Here is a 17,314-nt window from a genome sequence, read left to right as displayed (position 1 = left end):
CTAACTGCCGTTCTGCTCGATGGGCAGATGGATCGGGCCGCGAAGAACGGGGCTGCGCCGGTACTGCGGCGGGTCGGCGACGAGCCTGGGGCAGTCGATGCGGCGCACCAGCTCGGTCAGCGCGATCTGGGTCTCCCGCCGGGCCAGTGGGCCGCCGAAGCACAGGTGGATGCCGCTGCCGAATCCCAAGTGCTGGTTGTCGCGCCGATCGGGGTCGAAGCGGTCCGGATCGTGGAAGCGGTTCGGATCTCGGCTGCCCGAGGCCAGCATCAGGATGATCCGGGATCCCTTGGGGATCACGGTGTCGGCGACGGTGACGTCGCTGTACGCCGCCCGCCAGGGAACGATGTGGACGGGCGGCTCGTACCGCAGCAGTTCCTCCGTCAGCGCCACGACCAGGTCCGGTTGGTCGCGCAGCCGCTGCAGCACCTGCGGGTGGCGCAGCAGCGTCAGCATGCCGTTGGTGATGAGGTTGACGGTGGTCTCGTGGCCGGCGATGAGCAGCAGGTTGGCGGTGGAGACGATTTCCTCGTCGGTCATCCGCCCGTCGGGCCCGTCGTCGTTGGCCAGCCGTGACAGCAGGTCGTCACCCGGCCTGCCGTGTCGCTGCTCGACCAGGCCGCCGAGGTACTGGCGCAGGGCTTTGCGGGCCTGTATGCCGTTGTCGAGCTTTTCCTTCGGGTCGGTCTTGGGGTTGTAGTCGATCGATTCGATGATGCCGTTGACCCACAGGTGGAACCGGGGTTCGTCCTCGCGCGGTACGCCGAGCAGGTGGCAGATCATGGTGACGGGGAACGGGTAGGCGAAGTCGTCGACGAGGTCGATCTGGTCCTTGCCCGCGAAGTCGTCGATCAGGCCACCGACGATGCTGGTCAGGGCGGGATCCATGCCGGCCACCAGGCCAGGGGTGTGCGGGGGGCCGAAGTGGCGCATCGCCATGCGCCGCAGGCGGTCGTGCTCGGGCGGGTCGAGGTTGATGAACGCCGGGGCGGTCTGCTCCTCGGCTCCGGCCATCGATTGGGAGAGATTGCGGGTGTCCGAGCTCAGGTGCGGGTCGTGCAGGATGTCGGTGATCTCGCGGTAAGTACTGATGACGTAGCTGCCGTCCTCCTGCCGGGCCACGGGTGTCCTGCGCAGCTCGGCGTACAGCGGGTACGGGTCGGCCCGGGAGGAGTAGTCGAGGATCCGGCCCAGCGTGTCGGGCGTCCCGGTCGTGGTCATCTCGCTTTCCCTCCTAGCGGTGCTGGTGCACGGCCGTGACGCGGCGCTCGCTCGGGTCGTGGCCGGTGACGACCACGGTGGCGCCCTGGGCGAGCAGAGTGGGGCCGGGGAAGTCGACGGGCACCGGTTTCATGTCGACGGGCTGGTCGGGGGTGGGGCAGGGCGGGGGGAAGGGCGCGGCCGTCTCGATCAGTTGCCGGTAGTGGTCCAGCCACTTCGCGTTGTTGAAGCTCACCGCCGCGGTGACACGGCCCCGATAGCCGTACGCGGCGACGAAGCGGCGGTCGGGCACCGATCCCTGGGTGACGACCACCTCGTCGGCGAAGGTCGGCACGCCGACGGACTTGATGTTGACCCCGAACTGGATCGACCAGAACAGCGGAACGGACAGGTGGGGCCAGCGGTCCGCCTGGCCGCTGACCATGTTGTGCGCCGCGACCTCGGCCTGCTCCACCGCGTTGGCCCAGTGCTCCAGCGAGATGAGCCGGTACTCGTAGATCGGGTTCGGGCAGCGTGCCACGTCCCCGGCGGCGAAGACGTCGTCCGTGACCAGGCCGTTGAGGTCGAGGGCGCGGCAACCCGTGTCGCAGGCGATGCCCCAGACCCCCGCGGCCAGCCCCGAGCCCCGCAGCCACTCGGTGTTGCGAATGCCCCCGAGTGCCACGACCGCCACGTCGGTGTCGATCGTGCTGCCGTCGTCGAAGTGCGCGCGTCGCAGCCGCCCCTGCGCGTCGCCCTCCAGCCGGGTGACCTTGACACCGCAGCGCAGGTCCACGCCGTGAGCGCGCTGCATGTCCGCGGCGACCTCACCGATCACGGCGCCGAGCGCCCCGACCAGCGGCGCCGGCGCGAGTTCGGCGACGGTGACCGGGATGTCCCGTTCGCGGCAGACGGAGGCGATCTCGGAGCCGGTGAATCCCGCACCGATGACCAGTACGCGTGAGGGCCCGGCGGCGAGTGCCCGCCGGAGACCCTCGGCGTGTTCGCGCGTACGCACGACGAAGACCCCGTCCAGAGCCGCCTCGCTCTCGACGAACCACGGCCGGGCCCGGACCCCGGTGGAGATCAGCACCCGGTCGAAGGGGACCTCGCGCCCGTCGGCGAGGTGCACGTGGTTGCCGGCCAGGTCCAGTCCGCTGGCGGGTACGCCCAGCAGCCACTCCGCATCGATCTCGCGACGGCGCGGCAGCTTGGTGTTCTCGGCCGGCACCCACCCGGTCAGTACCTGTTTGGAGAGGGGAGGCCGGTCGTAGGGCTCGCCCGCCTCGTCGCCGATCATGGTCAGCGATCCGGTGAAACCCTCGCCGCGCAGGGCCTCCGCTGCCCGCAGTCCCGCCAGGGACGCCCCGACGACCACGATGCGGCCCTCGCGCTTGAAGGCTTGCAGGTTGTCGGCGCTGGTCATGACGGCGCCGCCTCCGCCAGTGCGTCCCGTCCCTCCGTCCGGTCGACCAGGATCGCCTGGACGGGGCAGGCCGCCGCGGCACGCAGCACCTGGTCGCGTCGCGCGTCGTCGGGGTTCGGGTCGTACATCAGTGCTTCCTCGCCGTGCATCCGGAACGCGTCCGGAGCCAGGAAGGCGCACTGCGCATACCCTTCGCATCGGGAAAGATCAACGACAACTCGCATCCCGACCTCCACAGGGGGCTGCAAGCTGCGGGCCCGGAAGCCGGCGCCGTTTCGGCGCGCGAGGCGCGGCAAGGCTGAGGAGAAAGGGACTCGGCCGTCGCCCGCCTCCGCGGACCGCGGAGGGGCGCCGCGCCCGTCGGGTCGCCGCAGAAAGAATCCGGTTGTCGCCTACGAGGCGACCGGCGGGTAGAACCGCTCAGAGATCACGACCTCCTGTCGGTCAGCCTATCCCGTGCGCATATCGCCCGCACACCGGGAACGGGCCGCCTTGCCGGTCGGCGCCGACGTCCGTGCCGGGGGTCGGCCGTGTTCGGCCGATCGGCGCAATCGGCCCGCACCCGAGGTGTGGCCCGGACTTCCGGATGGTTCGGTTCCGGCAGGGGGCACAGGACGCACACCGGCCCCGCGGTCAGCCCGAGGAGGAGGAGAACCGGCGTGAGCGTGACTCAGGGAGCCCTGCAGGGCGTCGTTCCCGCGCAGCTGCTCAAAGGCCAGAAGGCACTGGTCACCGGCGCGAACTCGGGCATCGGCAGGGCGACGGCCATCGGCCTGGGGCGCGCCGGAGCCGACGTGGTCGTGAACTACGTCGCGGGGCGTGAGGAGGCCGAGCAGGTGGTCGAGGAGATCGCCGGGTTCGGAGTGCGGGCGGCGGCGTACGAGGCCGATGTGTCCCGGGAGGACCAGGTCGCCGAGATGATCGCACGAATGGTGCAGGAGTTCGGGACCATCGACATCCTCGTGGCCAACGCCGGGCTGCAGCGCGACGCTCCGTTCACCGAGATGACGACGGCCCAGTGGCAGAAGGTGCTGGACGTCAACCTCACCGGCCAGTTCCTGTGCGCCCGGGAGGCGACCAGGGAATTCCTCCGACGGGGGGTCGTCCCCGAGGTGTCGCGAGCCGCCGGGAAGATCATCTGCATGAGCTCGGTGCACCAGCTCATCCCCTGGGCCGGCCACGTCAACTACGCGGCCTCCAAGGGCGGCGTGCAGATGATGATGGCGACACTCGCCCAGGAGCTCGCGCCCCACCGGATCAGGGTCAACGCGATTGCTCCGGGAGCCATCAGGACACCCATCAACCGCGACGCCTGGGCCACTCCCGACGCGGAGAAGGACCTGTTGCAGCTGATTCCTTACGGGCGTGTCGGCGATCCCGAGGACATCGCCCACGCGGTTGTCGGCCTAGCCTCGGACCTCATGGACTACGTGGTGGGCACCACCCTCTACGTGGACGGCGGCATGACCCTCTTCCCCGGCTTCGCCACCGGCGGCTGAACCGCTGTGCGACCGGGTCGGCGGGCGGGGCCCCGGCTGACTCTCAGTCGCGCTGCTGATCGAGGGCATCGTCCAGGGTGGTGGCGGCCATGATCAGCGACAGGTGTGTGAAAGCCTGCGGGAAGTTGCCCAACTGCTCGCCACTGGGACCGATCTCCTCGGCGAACAGGCCGACGTGGTTGGCGTAGGTCTGCATCTTCTCGAAGGCATAGCGCGCCGGACGAATCCGCCCGGCGCGGGCGAGGGCGTCGACATAGAGGAAGGTGCAGAGACTGAACGTGCCCTCGGAACCCCGCAGCCCGTCCGGGGAGGCCGCAGGGTCGTAGCGGTAGACGAGACTGTCCGACACCAGCCTGCGCTCCATCGCGTCCAGGGTCGACAGCCAGCTCACCGTCCTGGGCGCCAGGAACCCGACGCGCGGAATGAGCAGCAGTGAGGCGTCGAGGACATCGCTTCCGTAGTGCTGGACGAGCGACTGCTCCTTCTCGTTCCAGCCCCGCTCCATCACCTGTTCCAGGATCGCGTCGCGCGCCGCGGTCCACCGAGGGGCGTCGGCAGGACGGCTGTACTCCCTCGCCAGGCGCAACCCCCGGTCGAAGGCCACCCACGACATCACCCGGCTGAAGGTGAAGTCCTGGCGTCCGCCACGGGTCTCCCAGATGCCCTCGTCGGGGCGGTCCCAGGAATCGGCGAGCCAGTCCAGCGTCCGCGCGGTGTTCTTCCAGCCGTGGTAGCTGCCTCCCATGGTGACGTCACGCCCCTCCGACAGGGCATAGAGCGCCTCCCCGTAGATGTCGAGCTGCAGCTGATCGGCCGCCGCGTTCCCCAGCCGCACCGGATACGAACCCCGGTAGCCCTCGAAGTGCGGGAGGACCTCTTCCGGCAGCTCGGGGTCCCCGTCGACGCGGTACATGATCTGCAGCGGCTCGCCGCCGACGCCCTCGTGGGCCTGGAGTCGATCTCCCACCCAGCACGTGAACTGCGCCGCCTCCTCGTCGAACCCCAGGTCGAGCAGGGCACGCACGGACAGGGAGCCGTCGCGGACCCAGGTGTAGCGGTAGTCCCAGTTGCGTTCACCCCCGATCTGTTCGGGCAGCCCCATGGTGGCCGCGGCGACGGGAGCGCCTGTGGGGGCGTAGGTGAGCAGCTTGAGCGTGATGGCCGAGCGGTGCACCATGCCCGGCCACCGGCCGCGGTAGCTGGAGCGGCGCACCCAGCGCTGCCAGAAGTCCACCACGTCCCAGAACTGCTCCATCGCCCGGTCCGGGGTGACCGGCGGTGGAGGGCCACCAACGGGACCGCCGACGGTGAACGCCGCCGCGGCCACCTCACCTGGGCTCAGGGTCACCGACCCCCGCACGTCGTCGCCGTCCCGCTGCAGGGGGAAGGTGCTCCGCAGATAGGCGGTGACGTTCGGTGCCCGGAACGTGGCCGTACTGTCCTGCAGGTCGAGACGGTGGGTGGCACGGCCGTAGTCGAAGCGCGGACGGCACTCCAGCGCGAAGCGCACCGTGCCACGTACCGCCCGCACGCCGCGGAGCAGCACGTGCCTGTCAGTGGGGGTGCCGGTGCGATCCGGTGGCATGCAGTCGAAGACCTCACCGACTCCGTCCGGCGACATGAACCGCGTGACCAGGACTGCGGTTTCCGGGTAGTAGAGCTGCTTGCAGGTGACGTTCCGGCTCTCGGGCGCGAACAGGAAATAGCCACCGCGGTCATGGTCGAGCAGAGCGGCGAAGACACTCGGGGAGTCGAACCGGGGAGCCGTGAACCAGTCGACGACCCCCTGGGACGACACCAGGGCAGTGGTCTGCAGGTCTCCGACGAGTCCGTGGTCGGCGATGGGCGGATAGCGGTCCATGATCATCTCGCTTCCCTGGTGCCCCTGATTCCACTGTCCGCCCCGGGCAACGGGGTTGCCACGGGATCCGAAACGAGAGGCGGGACGTGGTGCGGCAACGCTCACCGGCGTGGCGGCCGGCGCGTCAGGCGACGTGGAGTGTGAGTGCCGCGGTGTGGAGCCGGCCGGCGGTCTGGAACTGGAGGTAGGCCCGCCAGTTGCCGGGTTCGCCGAGCAGGGCGTAGAAGGTCAGCGTGGGCCCGCCGTGGTCCGCCTTGACGGGGGCGGGGTGGAGGTGGGCCAGCGCCTGGTCGCCTTCGTGGACGATGCTGAGGTGGGCGTAGCTGTCGAGGTACGGCTGGAGGTCGGTGACCGGCCGGCCGTCCTTGCTGATGGTGACGGTGAGTGGGGCGGGCGTCCCCGCGGTCAGCGGGCCCTGGACGGCGACGGTGTAGCCGTCGGTCGTGGTGCTGTCGGTTGCTGCGGGCAGTGGCACGGGGGTGCTCTGGCCGGGCACTGTCACGGTGCGGCTGAGGACGAACTCATTGCCCTTGCGGGGGCCGGTGCTCGGTGTGAACGAGGTGTACAGGCGCCAGTTGCCCGGTTCGAGGGCGGCGAGGTCGGCGGTCCATGTGCCGTCGGGGGCCATGGCGGGGTGGAGGTGCTGGTAGCCGGTGAGGTCCGAGCGGATCGCGTAGAAGTGCAGCTGCTTGGTCTGGACTTCGGCGAAGTCGGTGACCGGGCGGCCGTCCGGGCCGGTGATGGTGAACGGGTAGGTCACTGCTCGGCCGGTGGGGAGGCTCGTGGTCGCGGAGTCGAGGCGGTAGCCGTCGTGTTCGGTGGCGAGCCCCTCTCCGGTCGCCGTGGCCGGCATCCCCGCCATGCCCGGCATCCCCGCCATGCCCGGCATCCCCGCCATGCCCGGCATTCCGGGCGGCGCGATCGTGCCGCCGTCCATGCCTGGCATGCCGGCGTGTTCCGGGTGTGCTGACGACCCGCCCGCGGGCAGTGTGAACAGGACGATGGCAGCGACCGCCAGGGCGAGGGAGCAGGCATGGAGGATGCGGTGCCCTGCCCAGCGGTTGGCCACGGGGGAATCCCCCTCCTCGGCGGACGCCGACTTCTCGTGCTCGGTGTCGGTGTTCATCCGTGTCCGTTCTCCTCTCGTCCGGCCGGTCGGGCCGTGTCACTCAGGAGATCCGAACGACCGGTTCCGATAACGGAAAGTCGCGGGCGCCGGGTTCTTCGGCTCGGGTCGGCCTGGGGCTCCTCGATCCAGCGCACGATGGTGCCGTCGCCGTAGGTCTGCAGGGCCTTGAAGACGACCATCCGCGACCTCCGCGACCAGGCCAAGGCCGGTTCCCTCGACCGCGTGACGGCCAGGACGGGCTGACGGGCCGGTCCGGAGCGGACTGCGGTGGCGTCGGTGAATAAGGTGGGGGTGGTGTCGGCGCGTACGTGTGGAGAAACCGATGAGTTCGATCCCTGTCTCTGGCGGTGACCTCCTTCCGGTCGGGGTCATCGGGCTCGGTGACATCGCGCAGAAGGCGTATCTGCCGGTGCTGGGCGGTTTGCCGGGGCTGGATGTGCGGTTGATGACCCGGGACGGGGCGAAGCTGCACCGGATCGGGGACGGGTACCGGATCGCGGCCCGGAACCGGTTCACCGATCTCGGGGAGTTGATCGGGAGCGGGATCCGGGCGGCGTTCGTTCATGCCGCGACCAGCCAGCATGTGCCGATCGTGGAGCAGTTGCTGACAGCGGGCGTGGACGTGTACGTGGACAAGCCGCTGGACTACACCCTGGACGGCTCGCGCAAGCTGGTCGACCTGGCCGACCGCACGGGCCGCTCGCTCATGGTCGGCTTCAACCGGCGCCATGCGCCCGGCTATGTGCAGACCAGGGAGCGCCCGCGGGACCTGATCGTGCTGCAGAAGAACCGCGAAGGGCTTCCCGAGGCGCCGCGGACGATGATTTTCGACGATTTCATTCACGTGGTGGATGTGCTCCGGTTCCTGGCCCCGGAGGAGATCGAGCACGTCGACGTCCGTTCGCGGGTGCGCGACGGCCTGGTGGAGCACGTGGTGCTCACGCTGGCCGGCGAGGGCTTCACCGCGCTGGGGATCATGAACCGGCTCTCCGGTTCCACCGAGGAGGTGCTGGAGGTCTCCGGCGGGGACTCCAAGCGCGAGGTGCGCAACCTGGCGGAGGTGATCGACCACCGCGGCCAGCCCACCGTGCGCAGGCGCGGCGACTGGGTGTCGGTGGCCCGCCAGCGCGGGATCGAGCAGTGCGTCCTGGCCTTCCTGGACGCCGTGCGCGCGGGCAGGACCCTGGACGCCCACGACGCGCTGCGCACCCACGAGCTGTGCGAGCTGATCGTGGAGCGCATCGAGGCGGTCTGACCGGCCGGGCGGGTGCGGCGCTTCATCGGTATGTCATCGGCCGCTGCGACGGTTGGTCCGTTGACCTGGGCCGACCGCGTGCCGCGACCGAGCGGGCGGGTCGGTCGACCTCGTGGGGAGGATCGAATGAAAGCTCGAAGGATCGCCGCCGCCGCGGCCGGACTCCTGCTGACGGTCGGGCTGACGGTGGCCCAAGGGGCCACCGCGCAGGCGGCCACCACGCGCGTGACCGCCCCGTGCGAGGGCACCTACACGATCGTCGTCGGAGGCACCGGCAGTTCGTGGAACAACGACGGCTTCCGCGGCAACATCCAGCAGCACGTCGGGTACCCCACCCAGATCCCCAACGGCGCCAGCACGCGGGCGGGCGTCAACGAGCTGAACCGGCTGGTCCGCGACCAGCGCGCCGCGTGTCCGGGGCAGCACGTCAAGATGGCCGGGTACTCCCTGGGCGCCGGGGTGGTGCACGTCTGGGTCACCGAGAACTGGCAGACCTTCGACAACGTCAACGCCATCCTCATCGCCGACCCGAAGCGCCAGGGCCCTCCCGGTGCCAACGGCGGCGCGGTGCCCTTCGGCGGCATCATCGGCGCGCCGCTCGCCGGCGCCGACCGGTTCTTCGGCAACGTGCCGGTCAAGACGATCTGCCACTGGGACTACGTCTGCGACGAGTCCGCCGGCATCTGGACCTACCCGGCCAACCACGTCAACAACTACCCCGCGGACTTCGACATGGACCACCACAACGACAGCGCCAACGAGCAGTGGTACAACGGCGCCTGGTACCCGGCGAGTTGGTAGTCGCCGGCCGCCCGTCGGACCGCTCCTGAGCCGCGCTCCCCCGCCACCCGCCAGGGGCGGGGGAGCGCGTCATCGGGATGTCATCGCCCCTCCCTAGTGTGGCCGCGTACAGACAAAATCCGGACCGGCAGGGAGAGGACGGACCGATGGCGCTGAGCGCACTCGAACGGGAGGGCCCCGAGCGGAGGGGGCCCAGGGGGAGGGTGAGGGCATCCGGGAGGGGGCTCAAGGCGAGGCTGGCAGTGGCGGTCGTCGCCGTCGTGCCGCTGCTGGGCACGACGGCGGCCGCCGGATCACCGGCCGCCGCACCCGCGCCGGACAAGCCGACGATCCGCTACACCGAGTACGGCATCCCGCACATCGTCGCCGCCGACCTGGAGGGGCTGGGGGAGGGATACGGGTACGCGGCGGCCAAGGACAACATCTGCACCCTGGCCGACACCTACCTGATGGTCAACGCCCAGCGGTCCCGCTACCTGGGCCCGGACGGCAAGGCGAGCCCCGGCCAGAACCAGAACAGCACCACCAACCTGAACAGTGACCTGTACTTCCAGCGGATCAACGACAACCGCGTGGTGGAGGGGCTGATCGACCAGCCCGCGCCCAGGGGCCCGGAGCCGGAGGTGAAGGAGGCCATCCGCGGCTACGTCCAGGGGTACAACCGGTACCTGGCCGAGACCGGGGTGAACAACATCTCCGACCCGGCCTGTCGGGGCGCGGCCTGGGTACGGCCGATCACCGAGCTGGACGTCTACCGGCACGCGCACGCCGAGATCATCATGGGCAGCGCCGATCCGCTGCTGGACGGCGAGGTGAACGCCGCACCCCCGGGGGCGTCGGTCGCGGCCCAGCCGGCCGCCGCCCAGCCCGCGCCCTCCCCGGAGGAGACCGGCAACCGGATCCGCGAGGCGATGGCCGCCGCCCGCCAGCAGGGCGCCATGGGCAGCAACGCCCTCGCCGTGGGCTCCCGGGGGGTCTCCGGCGGCACAAGCATGCTGCTGGCCAACCCGCACTTCCCCTGGCAGGGCAAGAACCGGATGTGGCAGGCGCAGTTGACCATCCCGGGGCGGTTCAACGTCTCCGGCGCCAGCCTGCTCGGCCTGCCCGCCGTGAACATCGGCCACAACGACGACGTCGCCTGGACCCACACCGTCGCCACGGTGGCCCCGTTCGGGCTGTTCGACGTCCAGGTGGACCCGCTGCACCCGACCAACTACCTGGTGGACGGCGCCTGGCAGCCGATGACCGCGCAGCAGGTCGGCGTCGACGTGCTGAACCCGGACGGCTCCGTCGGCAGGGTCACCAGGACCCTCTGGTCCACCCGGTACGGCCCGATCACCACCTCGGTCCTCGGCACCCCGCTGCCCTGGGTGGTGAGCGCGCACGCGGTGCGCGACGCGAACATGGACAACCTGCGGGCGCTGAACACCTGGTTCCACCTCGACCAGGCCAAGGACGTCAACGACGTGGTGAACTCCCTGGAGACCACGGAGGGCGTCCCCTTCTTCAACACCGTCGCCTCGGACCGCAAGGGCAACGCGCTCTACGCGGACATCCAGGCCGCCCCGAACATCACCGACGCCCACGCGCAGTCCTGCCTCACCCTGACGGGTCAGGTGCTGTTCAACCAGCAGCTGCGGCTGCCCAACGTGCCGCCGGTCTCCATCTTCGACGGCAAGCGCAGCGAGTGCGACTGGCCGAACGACCCGAACGCCGTCGCGCCCGGACTGCTGGACCCGCACGCGCAACCGCGCCTGATCCGCTCCGACTTCGTGGGCAACGCCAACGACAGTGCCTGGCTGGCCAATCCCGAGCAGCCGCTGTCCTTCCCCCGGGTGATGGGCGACACCGCGCAGCCGCGCTCGCTGCGCACCCAGGAGCTCATCCTGACCGCGCAGAACCGGATCAACGGCAACGACGGCCTGCCGGGCCGGGGCTTCACACCGGAGAACATGCGGCAGCTGCTGTTCGCCGACAACAGCAGGGCGGCCGACCTGGCCCTCAACGCCACGGTGAGCGCCTGCCAGGGCGCGCCGTTCGGCCTCGTCCTGGTGGACGGCAACCTGGTCAACATCAGTGAGGCGTGCCCGATCCTGGCCGCGTGGAACCACAAGTACACGGCGGACAGCCGGGGTTCCTGGCTGTTCGAGAACTTCTGGTTCTACCTGACCAGCGGGCAGGCGATCGAGAAGCTGCCGTGGCGGGTCCCCTTCGACCCCAAGGACCCGGTGCACACGCCCAATTCACTGGACGCCGGGAACGACGCCGTCCGCAACTCGCTCGCCCGGGCCGTCCTCGCGCTGCGCAACGCGGGCATCGCGTTGAACGCGCCGCTGTCGGACGTCCAGAAGGTCACCCGCAACGGCGAGCAGATCCCGATCCACGGCTCGATCCACGAGCTGGGCGTGCTGAACGTGGTCACGCCCGGCACGGTCGACGGCAAGCTCGACATCACCTTCGGCTCCAGCTTCGTCCAGGAGACCCGGTTCACCGCCGACGGCCCGCCCGAGTCCTCGTCCGTACTGGCCTACTCCCAGTCGGCCAACCCGAACTCGCCCCACTACGCCGACCAGACCAAGCTGTTCTCGGCCGGCCAGTGGGTGACCGAGCGGTACACCGAGGACCAGATCGCGGCCTCACCGGTGCTGGAGGTCAAGGTCCTCGGCTGAGGCCGCTCCGCGCACCACGACGACCACGAGGGGAACACCATGACGAGGAAACCTCACCGCTGGCGAAGGGTGGTGGCCCTGCTGGCCGCCGTCGTCGGCTTCGTCGGGACGGCCACCGCGGCCGCTCCGGCCCGGGCCGCCGGCACGGGCGCGCCGCCGCGGATGGCGGACGGGTTCGGCCTGACGCAGGTCGACCCGGCCGTGGGCGGCCCCACCGACTTCTACCTCACCGTGACCACGCCCGAGGTCACCGGCAAGCACCACATCAAGATCATCCTCCCGAGCGGCTACTACGACGACCCGGCCCGGCGCTACCCCGTGCTGTACTTCCTGCACGGATCGCCCGACGACCCGGTCCGGCAGAACTACCCGGCGTTGACCACCTCCAACGCGATGATCACCGTCATCCCGGACGGCGGCGCCCGCGGCTGGTACGCGAACTGGCTGAACCAGAACACCCAGCTCGGGGCCCAGAACTGGGAGAACTTCCACCTCAACCAGGTGATCCCGTTCATCGACGCGAACCTGCGGACCGTCCCCACCAAGAAGGGCAGGGCCGTCGCCGGGGTCTCGATGGGCGGGTTCGGCGCCCTCCACTACGCCCAGGACCACCCCGAGCTGTTCAGCCAGACCGCGTCCCTGTCGGGGGACATCGACCTGTCGGCCGACTCCATGGATCTGCGGCTGGCCGTCGTCGCCTCCCTCATCGACGGGCAGGGCGCGATCTGCGGTTCGTCGTCCGGGTCCTGCGACCCCGACAACGACCCGTACAAGCCGGGCGTGGACAGCGACGCCCTGTTCGGCTCGCCCTACCCGGTGTTCAACGCCGACTGGCGGTGGAACGCGGCCGACCCGTCCCAGCACATGGACAAGCTCGCCGGCGTCGGCGTCTCCATCTACGTGGGCAACGGCCACGGCTCGCCCACCGACCTGGAGTTCTGGCTCGAAGGCGCGTCCAAGCACGTCAAGGACCACATGGACGCCCTGGGCATGCCCTACTACTACGTCGACTACGGCGACGGCTCCGCCTGGGGCAGCCAGTGCAACGGCGGCCACAACGGCGGCTGCTGGGAACAGGATCTCCGGGACCTGATCCCCCGGCTGGAGCGGGCCTTCGCCTCCTGACCGCGTCACGGCGCCCCGGACACCAGCGGGCCCCATGACTCCACCGGGCTCCACCGGGCGACCGTCCCGGTGGAGCCCGTCGTCCGACCGGTCAGCGCGCGGTCCCGGTGCGGACCGGGCCCGCCTGGGCGCCGCACAGGATCAGCTGGTGCGTGCGCCGCAGCACCGGGCTCGGCGTCACCCCCAGGTCGTCGACGAGCCGGCGGCGCGTGCGGTCGAACACGGCCAGCGCGTCGGCCTGACGGCCGCTGCGGTGCAGTGCGTCCATCAGCAGCGCCGCCACCGGCTCGTTCAGCGGGTGCTCGGCGGACAGCGCGACCAGCTCGGAGACCGCCCCGGCGAACTGGCCCAGCGTCAGCCGCCACCGCGACCGCCGCTGGGCGACGGAGATCCGGCGCTCGGTCAGCCGCACCCGCTCCAGTTCGGCGAGCGGGCCGGGCAGCCCGGCCAACGGCTCCCCGCGGAACAGGTCCAGCGCCCGGGAACAGAGTCGGACGGCCTCGGGCAGATCCCCCGCCCGGTGAGCCGCACCGGCGGCGCCCACCAGGGACTCCAGGTCGGCCAGGTCCACCTCGGTGGCGTCGGCGGCCAGGCGGTAGCCGTACCGGTCGTGCTCGATCACCGAGCCCGGGCAGTCCCCGGTCCGCAGGGTCTTGCGCAGCCGGTAGACGTGGACCGGCACCACGTTGGTGACCGGCGGCTCCGAACCCCACACGCCGTCGAGCAGCTCCTGCCGGCTGACGGTCCGTCCCCGGTGCAGGGCCAGCGCCGCCAGTACGGCCTGCTGGCGCAGGTGGCCGAGATCCAGGGACCGCCCGTCGTGCCAGGCCCGCAGCGGCCCCAGGACGGAGATCCGCACCTTCGGACCGGCCGTCCGGCCGCCGGCGCCGTGCGGCAGCGCTCCCCCGCCCCCGGTGCGGGGGCCGCGGCCGGGGGCGACGAGTCCGCAGTCGAAGGCGTGGACGATGGCGGCGGCCCGGTCGCGCAGCCCGAGCCTCCCCAGGATCCGTGCCAGGTGCCCGGCCACGACCTCCTCGGAGACGCCGAGGGCGGCCGCGATCTCGTCGTCCCGCAGGCCGCAGCCGACCGCGTGGAGCACCTCGCGCTCCTGCTGCCCGAGGACGGCGGCGCCCGGCCCGGTGGCGACGCCCGGCCGGTTCGTGGCGCCCGGCCGGCTGGTGGTGGCGGTCGACGGCATCGCTGCTCCCTGCGCTCCGGGCCCGCCGGTCCGGCGGACGCCGTCGACAAGCTAGCCGGGGGCGCGGCGGGCCCGGAATCCGGAACGATCCGGAGGAGTGCGCGGAGCGGCCCGCGCCGGTTCCCGGCGGTCCCGCGCCGGTCGCCCGCAGGGGTCCGCCGTGCGGATCAGGGGCAGTCGGCGAGGGCGGGGCGGTCCTTGGTCCGGACGGCGGGGAGCCAGGCGGTGGTGGCGGGGCCGGGGAGGCGGACGCGGTACCAGAGGGTGGAGGTGCGGTCCTCCTCGTCGATGATGGGCAGACCGGTGGCGAGTTGGCAGTCGGCGTCGAGGGTGTCGCCGTGCCAGACGCGGGTGGGGACGACGTTCTCGGCGGTGTAGGGGCGCCGCGGGTCGACGGCGAGGCCCAGGCTGCACCCCCGGTCGCGGTCGGTGCGGTCCTGGCAGCTGCGTTCGGCGTTGAAGACCCGGATCCGGCCGGGGTCTCCGGTCCGGTCGGCATGCGGCCAGAGGGCGGAGACGGCGGCGGTGGCCGCGGCGCAGACGGCGAGGGCGAGCAGGCCGGCGCGCACGCGCGGGCGGCTCCGGCGGCGCGGGCGGCGGCCGGACCGGTGGGCGCGGATGCGGGCGAGCAGGCTCTCGGCGGTGTGCGGGGCGCGGGCGGCGTGGGTGGGGGCGAGGCAGTCGGCGGCGAGGGCGCGCCAGAACGGGGGGACATCGGGAGCCAGCCGCAGGGCGGCGCGGCCCTCGGCGTACTGCTGGGCGGCGGCGCTGCGGGCGGTGGGAGTGGCGCCGGGGAAGGGCGGGACGCCGCCGGCGAACACCTCGTGGATCATGATGCCGAGCGCCCAGATGTCCGCGGTGGCGCGGATCTTGATCCCCTGTTCGCCGAGCGGCTCCTTCCAGCGTTCCGGCGGGAGGTAGTCGGGGGTGCCCATGGGGGCGCAGTGGCCGTGGGTGCCGGTGAGTTCGATGGCGAGGCCGAAGTCGGACAGGCGCACCTCGCCGTCGCGGCCTATGAGGACGTTCTCCGGCTTGAGATCGGTGTGGACCCAGCCGGAGCGGTGGAGGTGGGCCAGGCCCTCGCAGACGCCGGCGATGATCCGGCCGCCCAGGGCCTCGTCGACGCCGGTGGCCAGCAGGTCGCGCAGGGTGCACCGGGCGCGTTCCATGACCAGGACGATCGCGCCGTCGAGCGCGGGGTGGTCGGGGGCGGTCAGGGTGAGGGTGTCGAGCAGCGGCACCAGCCGGGGGTGCGGGGCGGTGCGGGCCAGCTCGATCTCGCGGCGGGCGGTCTCGACGACGTTGCGGGCCTGACGGGGGGCCAGTCCGGCGGTCGGCAGCACCTTGAGCGCGACCGTGCCGTCCGCCTCCGGCGCGTCCTCCGGTTCGGAGCTCGTGGCCCGGCGGGCGGCGTAGACCGTCGCCCAGCCGCCTTCGCCGATGGGTTCGACGACGGTCCACTCGCCGACCCGGTGGCCGGGCGGCAGCAGTTCCTCGCCGTCCCCGTGGGGGGCCGGGTCGTGCGGCATCGCGGTCCCTCCCTACCGTCCGGGCCCGGCGGCTTCGGGGCGCGGCAGCAGTGCGAGGTGCTCCTCGCGGACGATGCCGAACTTCAGGGCGAGCCCGACCACCGCCTCGCGCTTGCCGTTGCGGCGCTCCGTGCGGTCCGTGCCGTCGGGCAGGTCGATGCGGAGCTTCTCGTCGGCGAGGTAGTCGATGTGCGAGCTGACCGCGCGGGCGGTGAGCCGGGCGCAGGCCGGGTGGCTGCGCAGCCGCGCGACCACCTGGGGGGTGGTGGGCACGGCGACGGGGGAGCGGTCGCGAAGCCAGGGTTCGCAGAGCGCGACCAGGACCAGGAAGTAGGTGGCGGTCTCGTCCAGGGAGTACGCCGTCATGGTGCGGCTCTCCCAGGAGCCGACGCGGGCGTGCGGGTCCAGGTACACGTGGTCGGGCGCGAACACCTGGAAGGACAGCGGCGTCTCGCGCCGGGAGGGCAGCACGACCCGGGAGAACTCGAACGGGATCGGCGCGCCGATCCGCCGGGGCGGCACCCGCAGGTACTCGCCGGCGCCCTCCGGGTTCTCCACCAGGTAGGCGTGGGTGTTGCTGAGGTTGCTCAACTGCCAGTGGTCGTCGGTCGCGTGGATCTCGCCGGCGAGCCGGGAGACCGTCTCGTCGCCGAGCCGGAGCTCCACGGGAGTGGTGGCGGAGCCGCGGCCGAAGCGGGCCCGCTCTCCCGGACCGAGCCGCAGCGTGACCGCTTCGTCGCCGTTCCCCTCCGGCAGGTGGACGAGAATCCCGCTCACCGTTCCTCCGTCCCGCGCACCGCTTCCCCGTACCGCGCCCCGACCGTTGCCAGACGGACCAACGTTACCGCTTTGCGCATGACAATAAACCGCACGGTGGCGCAGGCCACTTGACGGCGAGGGCGCGGGGGCGGGAGCGGAACGGGCGCGTGAGGCCGTCAGCGTCCCGGGGACGGCACGGCCCGAGGGCGGAAGCACTCGTGCTCCCGCCCTCGGGTGACGGCGCGGCGGTCAGTTGACGGCCGGTCCGGCGGTGGTGTTGAGCCAGGCCCAGTCGGACCAGGTGGAGAAGCCGGTCTGCCACTTGTGGTAGACGCCGGCGGTGCTGGCGCCGAAGACCTCGATCCGTCCGTCGGCGTTGGCGGTGGCGAAGATCTCGGTTCCCCCGCCGCCGAAGGTGTCCCACTGGCCGTAGGGCGCGTTCACTCCGGTCTGCCAGGTGTGCTGCGCGGTCGCGCCGTTGATGGCGAACGCCTCCACCCGGCCGTCCGGCGAACGCTCACTGCTGATCCTGGAGTCGGCCGGTCCGCCGGCTGCTTCCCAGTCGGACCAGGTGGTGGGGTTGGTCTGGTACTTGTGGAAGATTCCGGCGGGGCCGGAGGCGAGGACTTCGAGTCGGCCGTCCTGGTTGTGGTCGACGGTGAGGGCGTGTCCGCCGCCGCCGAAGGTCTCCCAGGTGGACCAGCCGCCGTTGACGGCGGTCTGCCACTGGTGCTGGAAGGTGGTGTTGTTGAGGGCGAAGACTTCCAGGCGGCCGTCGGGGGCTTTGCCGAGGCGGACTTCGCTGTCGGCGGGGCCGCCGCCGGCCGGCTGCCAGTCGGACCAGCCGGCGTTGGGTGCGGTCT

14 protein-coding genes and 1 pseudogene are annotated in these 17,314 nt (G+C 71.5%); 5 read left to right on the top strand and 10 right to left on the bottom strand.

Translation table 11 applies throughout. From position 1 onward, the window contains the following. From ACFV1W_RS10690 to ACFV1W_RS10680, 3 genes are read right to left on the bottom strand one after another with little or no spacing between them, the layout of a single operon-like run. Positions 1 to 1,221, bottom strand: coding sequence for a cytochrome P450 (locus ACFV1W_RS10690; RefSeq protein WP_380415068.1), 1,221 nt, complete (start codon positions 1,219 to 1,221; stop codon positions 1 to 3). 13 nt (positions 1,222 to 1,234) lie between these two features. Further along, entirely contained in the window at positions 1,235 to 2,626 is a 1,392-nt protein-coding gene (locus ACFV1W_RS10685; protein WP_380415066.1) for an NAD(P)/FAD-dependent oxidoreductase, read from the bottom strand. Continuing rightward, positions 2,623 to 2,850, bottom strand: coding sequence for a ferredoxin (locus ACFV1W_RS10680; protein ID WP_380415064.1), 228 nt, complete (start codon positions 2,848 to 2,850; stop codon positions 2,623 to 2,625). The genes ACFV1W_RS10685 and ACFV1W_RS10680 overlap by 4 nt, the downstream gene beginning before the upstream one ends. A 435-nt stretch (positions 2,851 to 3,285) precedes the next feature. Between ACFV1W_RS10680 and ACFV1W_RS10675 the strand changes: the two genes are divergently transcribed. After that, positions 3,286 to 4,125 carry an SDR family oxidoreductase gene (locus tag ACFV1W_RS10675; RefSeq protein WP_380415062.1) on the top strand — a complete coding sequence of 280 codons (840 nt, stop codon included), beginning with the start codon at positions 3,286 to 3,288 and terminating at the stop codon, positions 4,123 to 4,125. Between the two features lie 43 nt (positions 4,126 to 4,168). Here the strand turns inward: ACFV1W_RS10675 and ACFV1W_RS10670 are convergent, their stop codons facing one another. The 3 genes from ACFV1W_RS10670 to ACFV1W_RS10660 form a co-directional block, all read right to left on the bottom strand. Further along, complete coding sequence (locus tag ACFV1W_RS10670; protein ID WP_380415123.1) at positions 4,169 to 5,986, bottom strand: glycoside hydrolase family 15 protein; 1,818 nt, start codon at positions 5,984 to 5,986, stop codon at positions 4,169 to 4,171. A 124-nt stretch (positions 5,987 to 6,110) separates the two neighbouring features. Further along, positions 6,111 to 7,112 (bottom strand): hypothetical protein, encoded by a 1,002-nt coding sequence (locus tag ACFV1W_RS10665; protein WP_380415061.1) that lies wholly within the window; start codon positions 7,110 to 7,112, stop codon positions 6,111 to 6,113. Continuing rightward, positions 7,109 to 7,294, bottom strand: coding sequence for a DUF1775 domain-containing protein (locus ACFV1W_RS10660; RefSeq protein ID WP_380415059.1), 186 nt, complete (start codon positions 7,292 to 7,294; stop codon positions 7,109 to 7,111). Before ACFV1W_RS10660 ends, ACFV1W_RS10665 begins: the two co-directional genes overlap by 4 nt. A gap of 143 nt (positions 7,295 to 7,437) precedes the next feature. On the opposite strand from ACFV1W_RS10660, the gene ACFV1W_RS10655 reads away from it, so the two are divergent. The 4 genes from ACFV1W_RS10655 (at position 7,438) to ACFV1W_RS10640 (ending at position 12,965) form a co-directional block, all read left to right on the top strand. Beyond that, positions 7,438 to 8,370 (top strand): Gfo/Idh/MocA family protein, encoded by a 933-nt coding sequence (locus ACFV1W_RS10655; RefSeq protein WP_380415057.1) that lies wholly within the window; start codon positions 7,438 to 7,440, stop codon positions 8,368 to 8,370. 126 nt (positions 8,371 to 8,496) lie between these two features. After that, complete coding sequence (locus tag ACFV1W_RS10650; RefSeq protein WP_380415055.1) at positions 8,497 to 9,171, top strand: cutinase family protein; 675 nt, start codon at positions 8,497 to 8,499, stop codon at positions 9,169 to 9,171. Positions 9,172 to 9,413: 242 nt separating this feature from the next. Further along, a complete protein-coding gene (locus ACFV1W_RS10645; RefSeq protein WP_380415054.1) occupies positions 9,414 to 11,840 on the top strand; it encodes a penicillin acylase family protein in 2,427 nt (808 codons plus the stop codon). Positions 11,841 to 11,879: 39 nt separating this feature from the next. Beyond that, complete coding sequence (locus ACFV1W_RS10640) at positions 11,880 to 12,965, top strand: alpha/beta hydrolase (protein ID WP_380415052.1); 1,086 nt, start codon at positions 11,880 to 11,882, stop codon at positions 12,963 to 12,965. Positions 12,966 to 13,056: 91 nt separating this feature from the next. On the opposite strand, the gene ACFV1W_RS10635 is transcribed toward ACFV1W_RS10640, so the two are convergent. The 4 genes and pseudogenes from ACFV1W_RS10635 to ACFV1W_RS10620 form a co-directional block, all read right to left on the bottom strand. After that, complete coding sequence (locus ACFV1W_RS10635; RefSeq protein ID WP_380415050.1) at positions 13,057 to 14,163, bottom strand: BTAD domain-containing putative transcriptional regulator; 1,107 nt, start codon at positions 14,161 to 14,163, stop codon at positions 13,057 to 13,059. A 167-nt stretch (positions 14,164 to 14,330) separates the two neighbouring features. Next, positions 14,331 to 15,692, bottom strand: a complete 1,362-nt coding sequence (locus ACFV1W_RS10630) for a serine/threonine-protein kinase (RefSeq protein ID WP_380415048.1) — start codon at positions 15,690 to 15,692, stop codon at positions 14,331 to 14,333. 12 nt (positions 15,693 to 15,704) lie between these two features. Then, the gene (locus tag ACFV1W_RS10625; protein WP_380415046.1) at positions 15,705 to 16,469 is read right to left on the bottom strand and encodes a serine/threonine protein kinase; all 765 of its coding nucleotides are present in this window, start codon (positions 16,467 to 16,469) and stop codon (positions 15,705 to 15,707) included. A gap of 231 nt (positions 16,470 to 16,700) precedes the next feature. Beyond that, a pseudogene (locus ACFV1W_RS10620) lies at positions 16,701 to 17,314 on the bottom strand (M23 family peptidase); the annotation flags it as partial.

The organism is Kitasatospora sp. NPDC059648, assembly GCF_042734825.1.
GTDB lineage: Bacteria > Actinomycetota > Actinomycetes > Streptomycetales > Streptomycetaceae > Kitasatospora.
The sequence above is the reverse complement of the archived record's forward strand: the minus strand, read 5'-3'. Positions and strand labels throughout refer to the sequence as shown.

What these genes read in the sequence shown, in the direction of transcription:
- ACFV1W_RS10690 (WP_380415068.1), bottom strand. Translation starts at nt 1,221, where the DNA reads ATGACCACGACCGGGACGCCCGACACGCTGGGCCGGATCCTCGACTAC.
- ACFV1W_RS10685 (WP_380415066.1), bottom strand. Translation starts at nt 2,626, where the DNA reads ATGACCAGCGCCGACAACCTGCAAGCCTTCAAGCGCGAGGGCCGCATC.
- ACFV1W_RS10680 (WP_380415064.1), bottom strand. Translation starts at nt 2,850, where the DNA reads ATGCGAGTTGTCGTTGATCTTTCCCGATGCGAAGGGTATGCGCAGTGC.
- ACFV1W_RS10670 (WP_380415123.1), bottom strand. Translation starts at nt 5,986, where the DNA reads ATGGACCGCTATCCGCCCATCGCCGACCACGGACTCGTCGGAGACCTG.
- ACFV1W_RS10665 (WP_380415061.1), bottom strand. Translation starts at nt 7,112, where the DNA reads ATGAACACCGACACCGAGCACGAGAAGTCGGCGTCCGCCGAGGAGGGG.
- ACFV1W_RS10660 (WP_380415059.1), bottom strand. Translation starts at nt 7,294, where the DNA reads ATGGTCGTCTTCAAGGCCCTGCAGACCTACGGCGACGGCACCATCGTG.
- ACFV1W_RS10655 (WP_380415057.1), top strand. Translation starts at nt 7,438, where the DNA reads ATGAGTTCGATCCCTGTCTCTGGCGGTGACCTCCTTCCGGTCGGGGTC.
- ACFV1W_RS10650 (WP_380415055.1), top strand. Translation starts at nt 8,497, where the DNA reads ATGAAAGCTCGAAGGATCGCCGCCGCCGCGGCCGGACTCCTGCTGACG.
- ACFV1W_RS10640 (WP_380415052.1), top strand. Translation starts at nt 11,880, where the DNA reads ATGACGAGGAAACCTCACCGCTGGCGAAGGGTGGTGGCCCTGCTGGCC.
- ACFV1W_RS10635 (WP_380415050.1), bottom strand. Translation starts at nt 14,163, where the DNA reads ATGCCGTCGACCGCCACCACCAGCCGGCCGGGCGCCACGAACCGGCCG.
- ACFV1W_RS10630 (WP_380415048.1), bottom strand. Translation starts at nt 15,692, where the DNA reads ATGCCGCACGACCCGGCCCCCCACGGGGACGGCGAGGAACTGCTGCCG.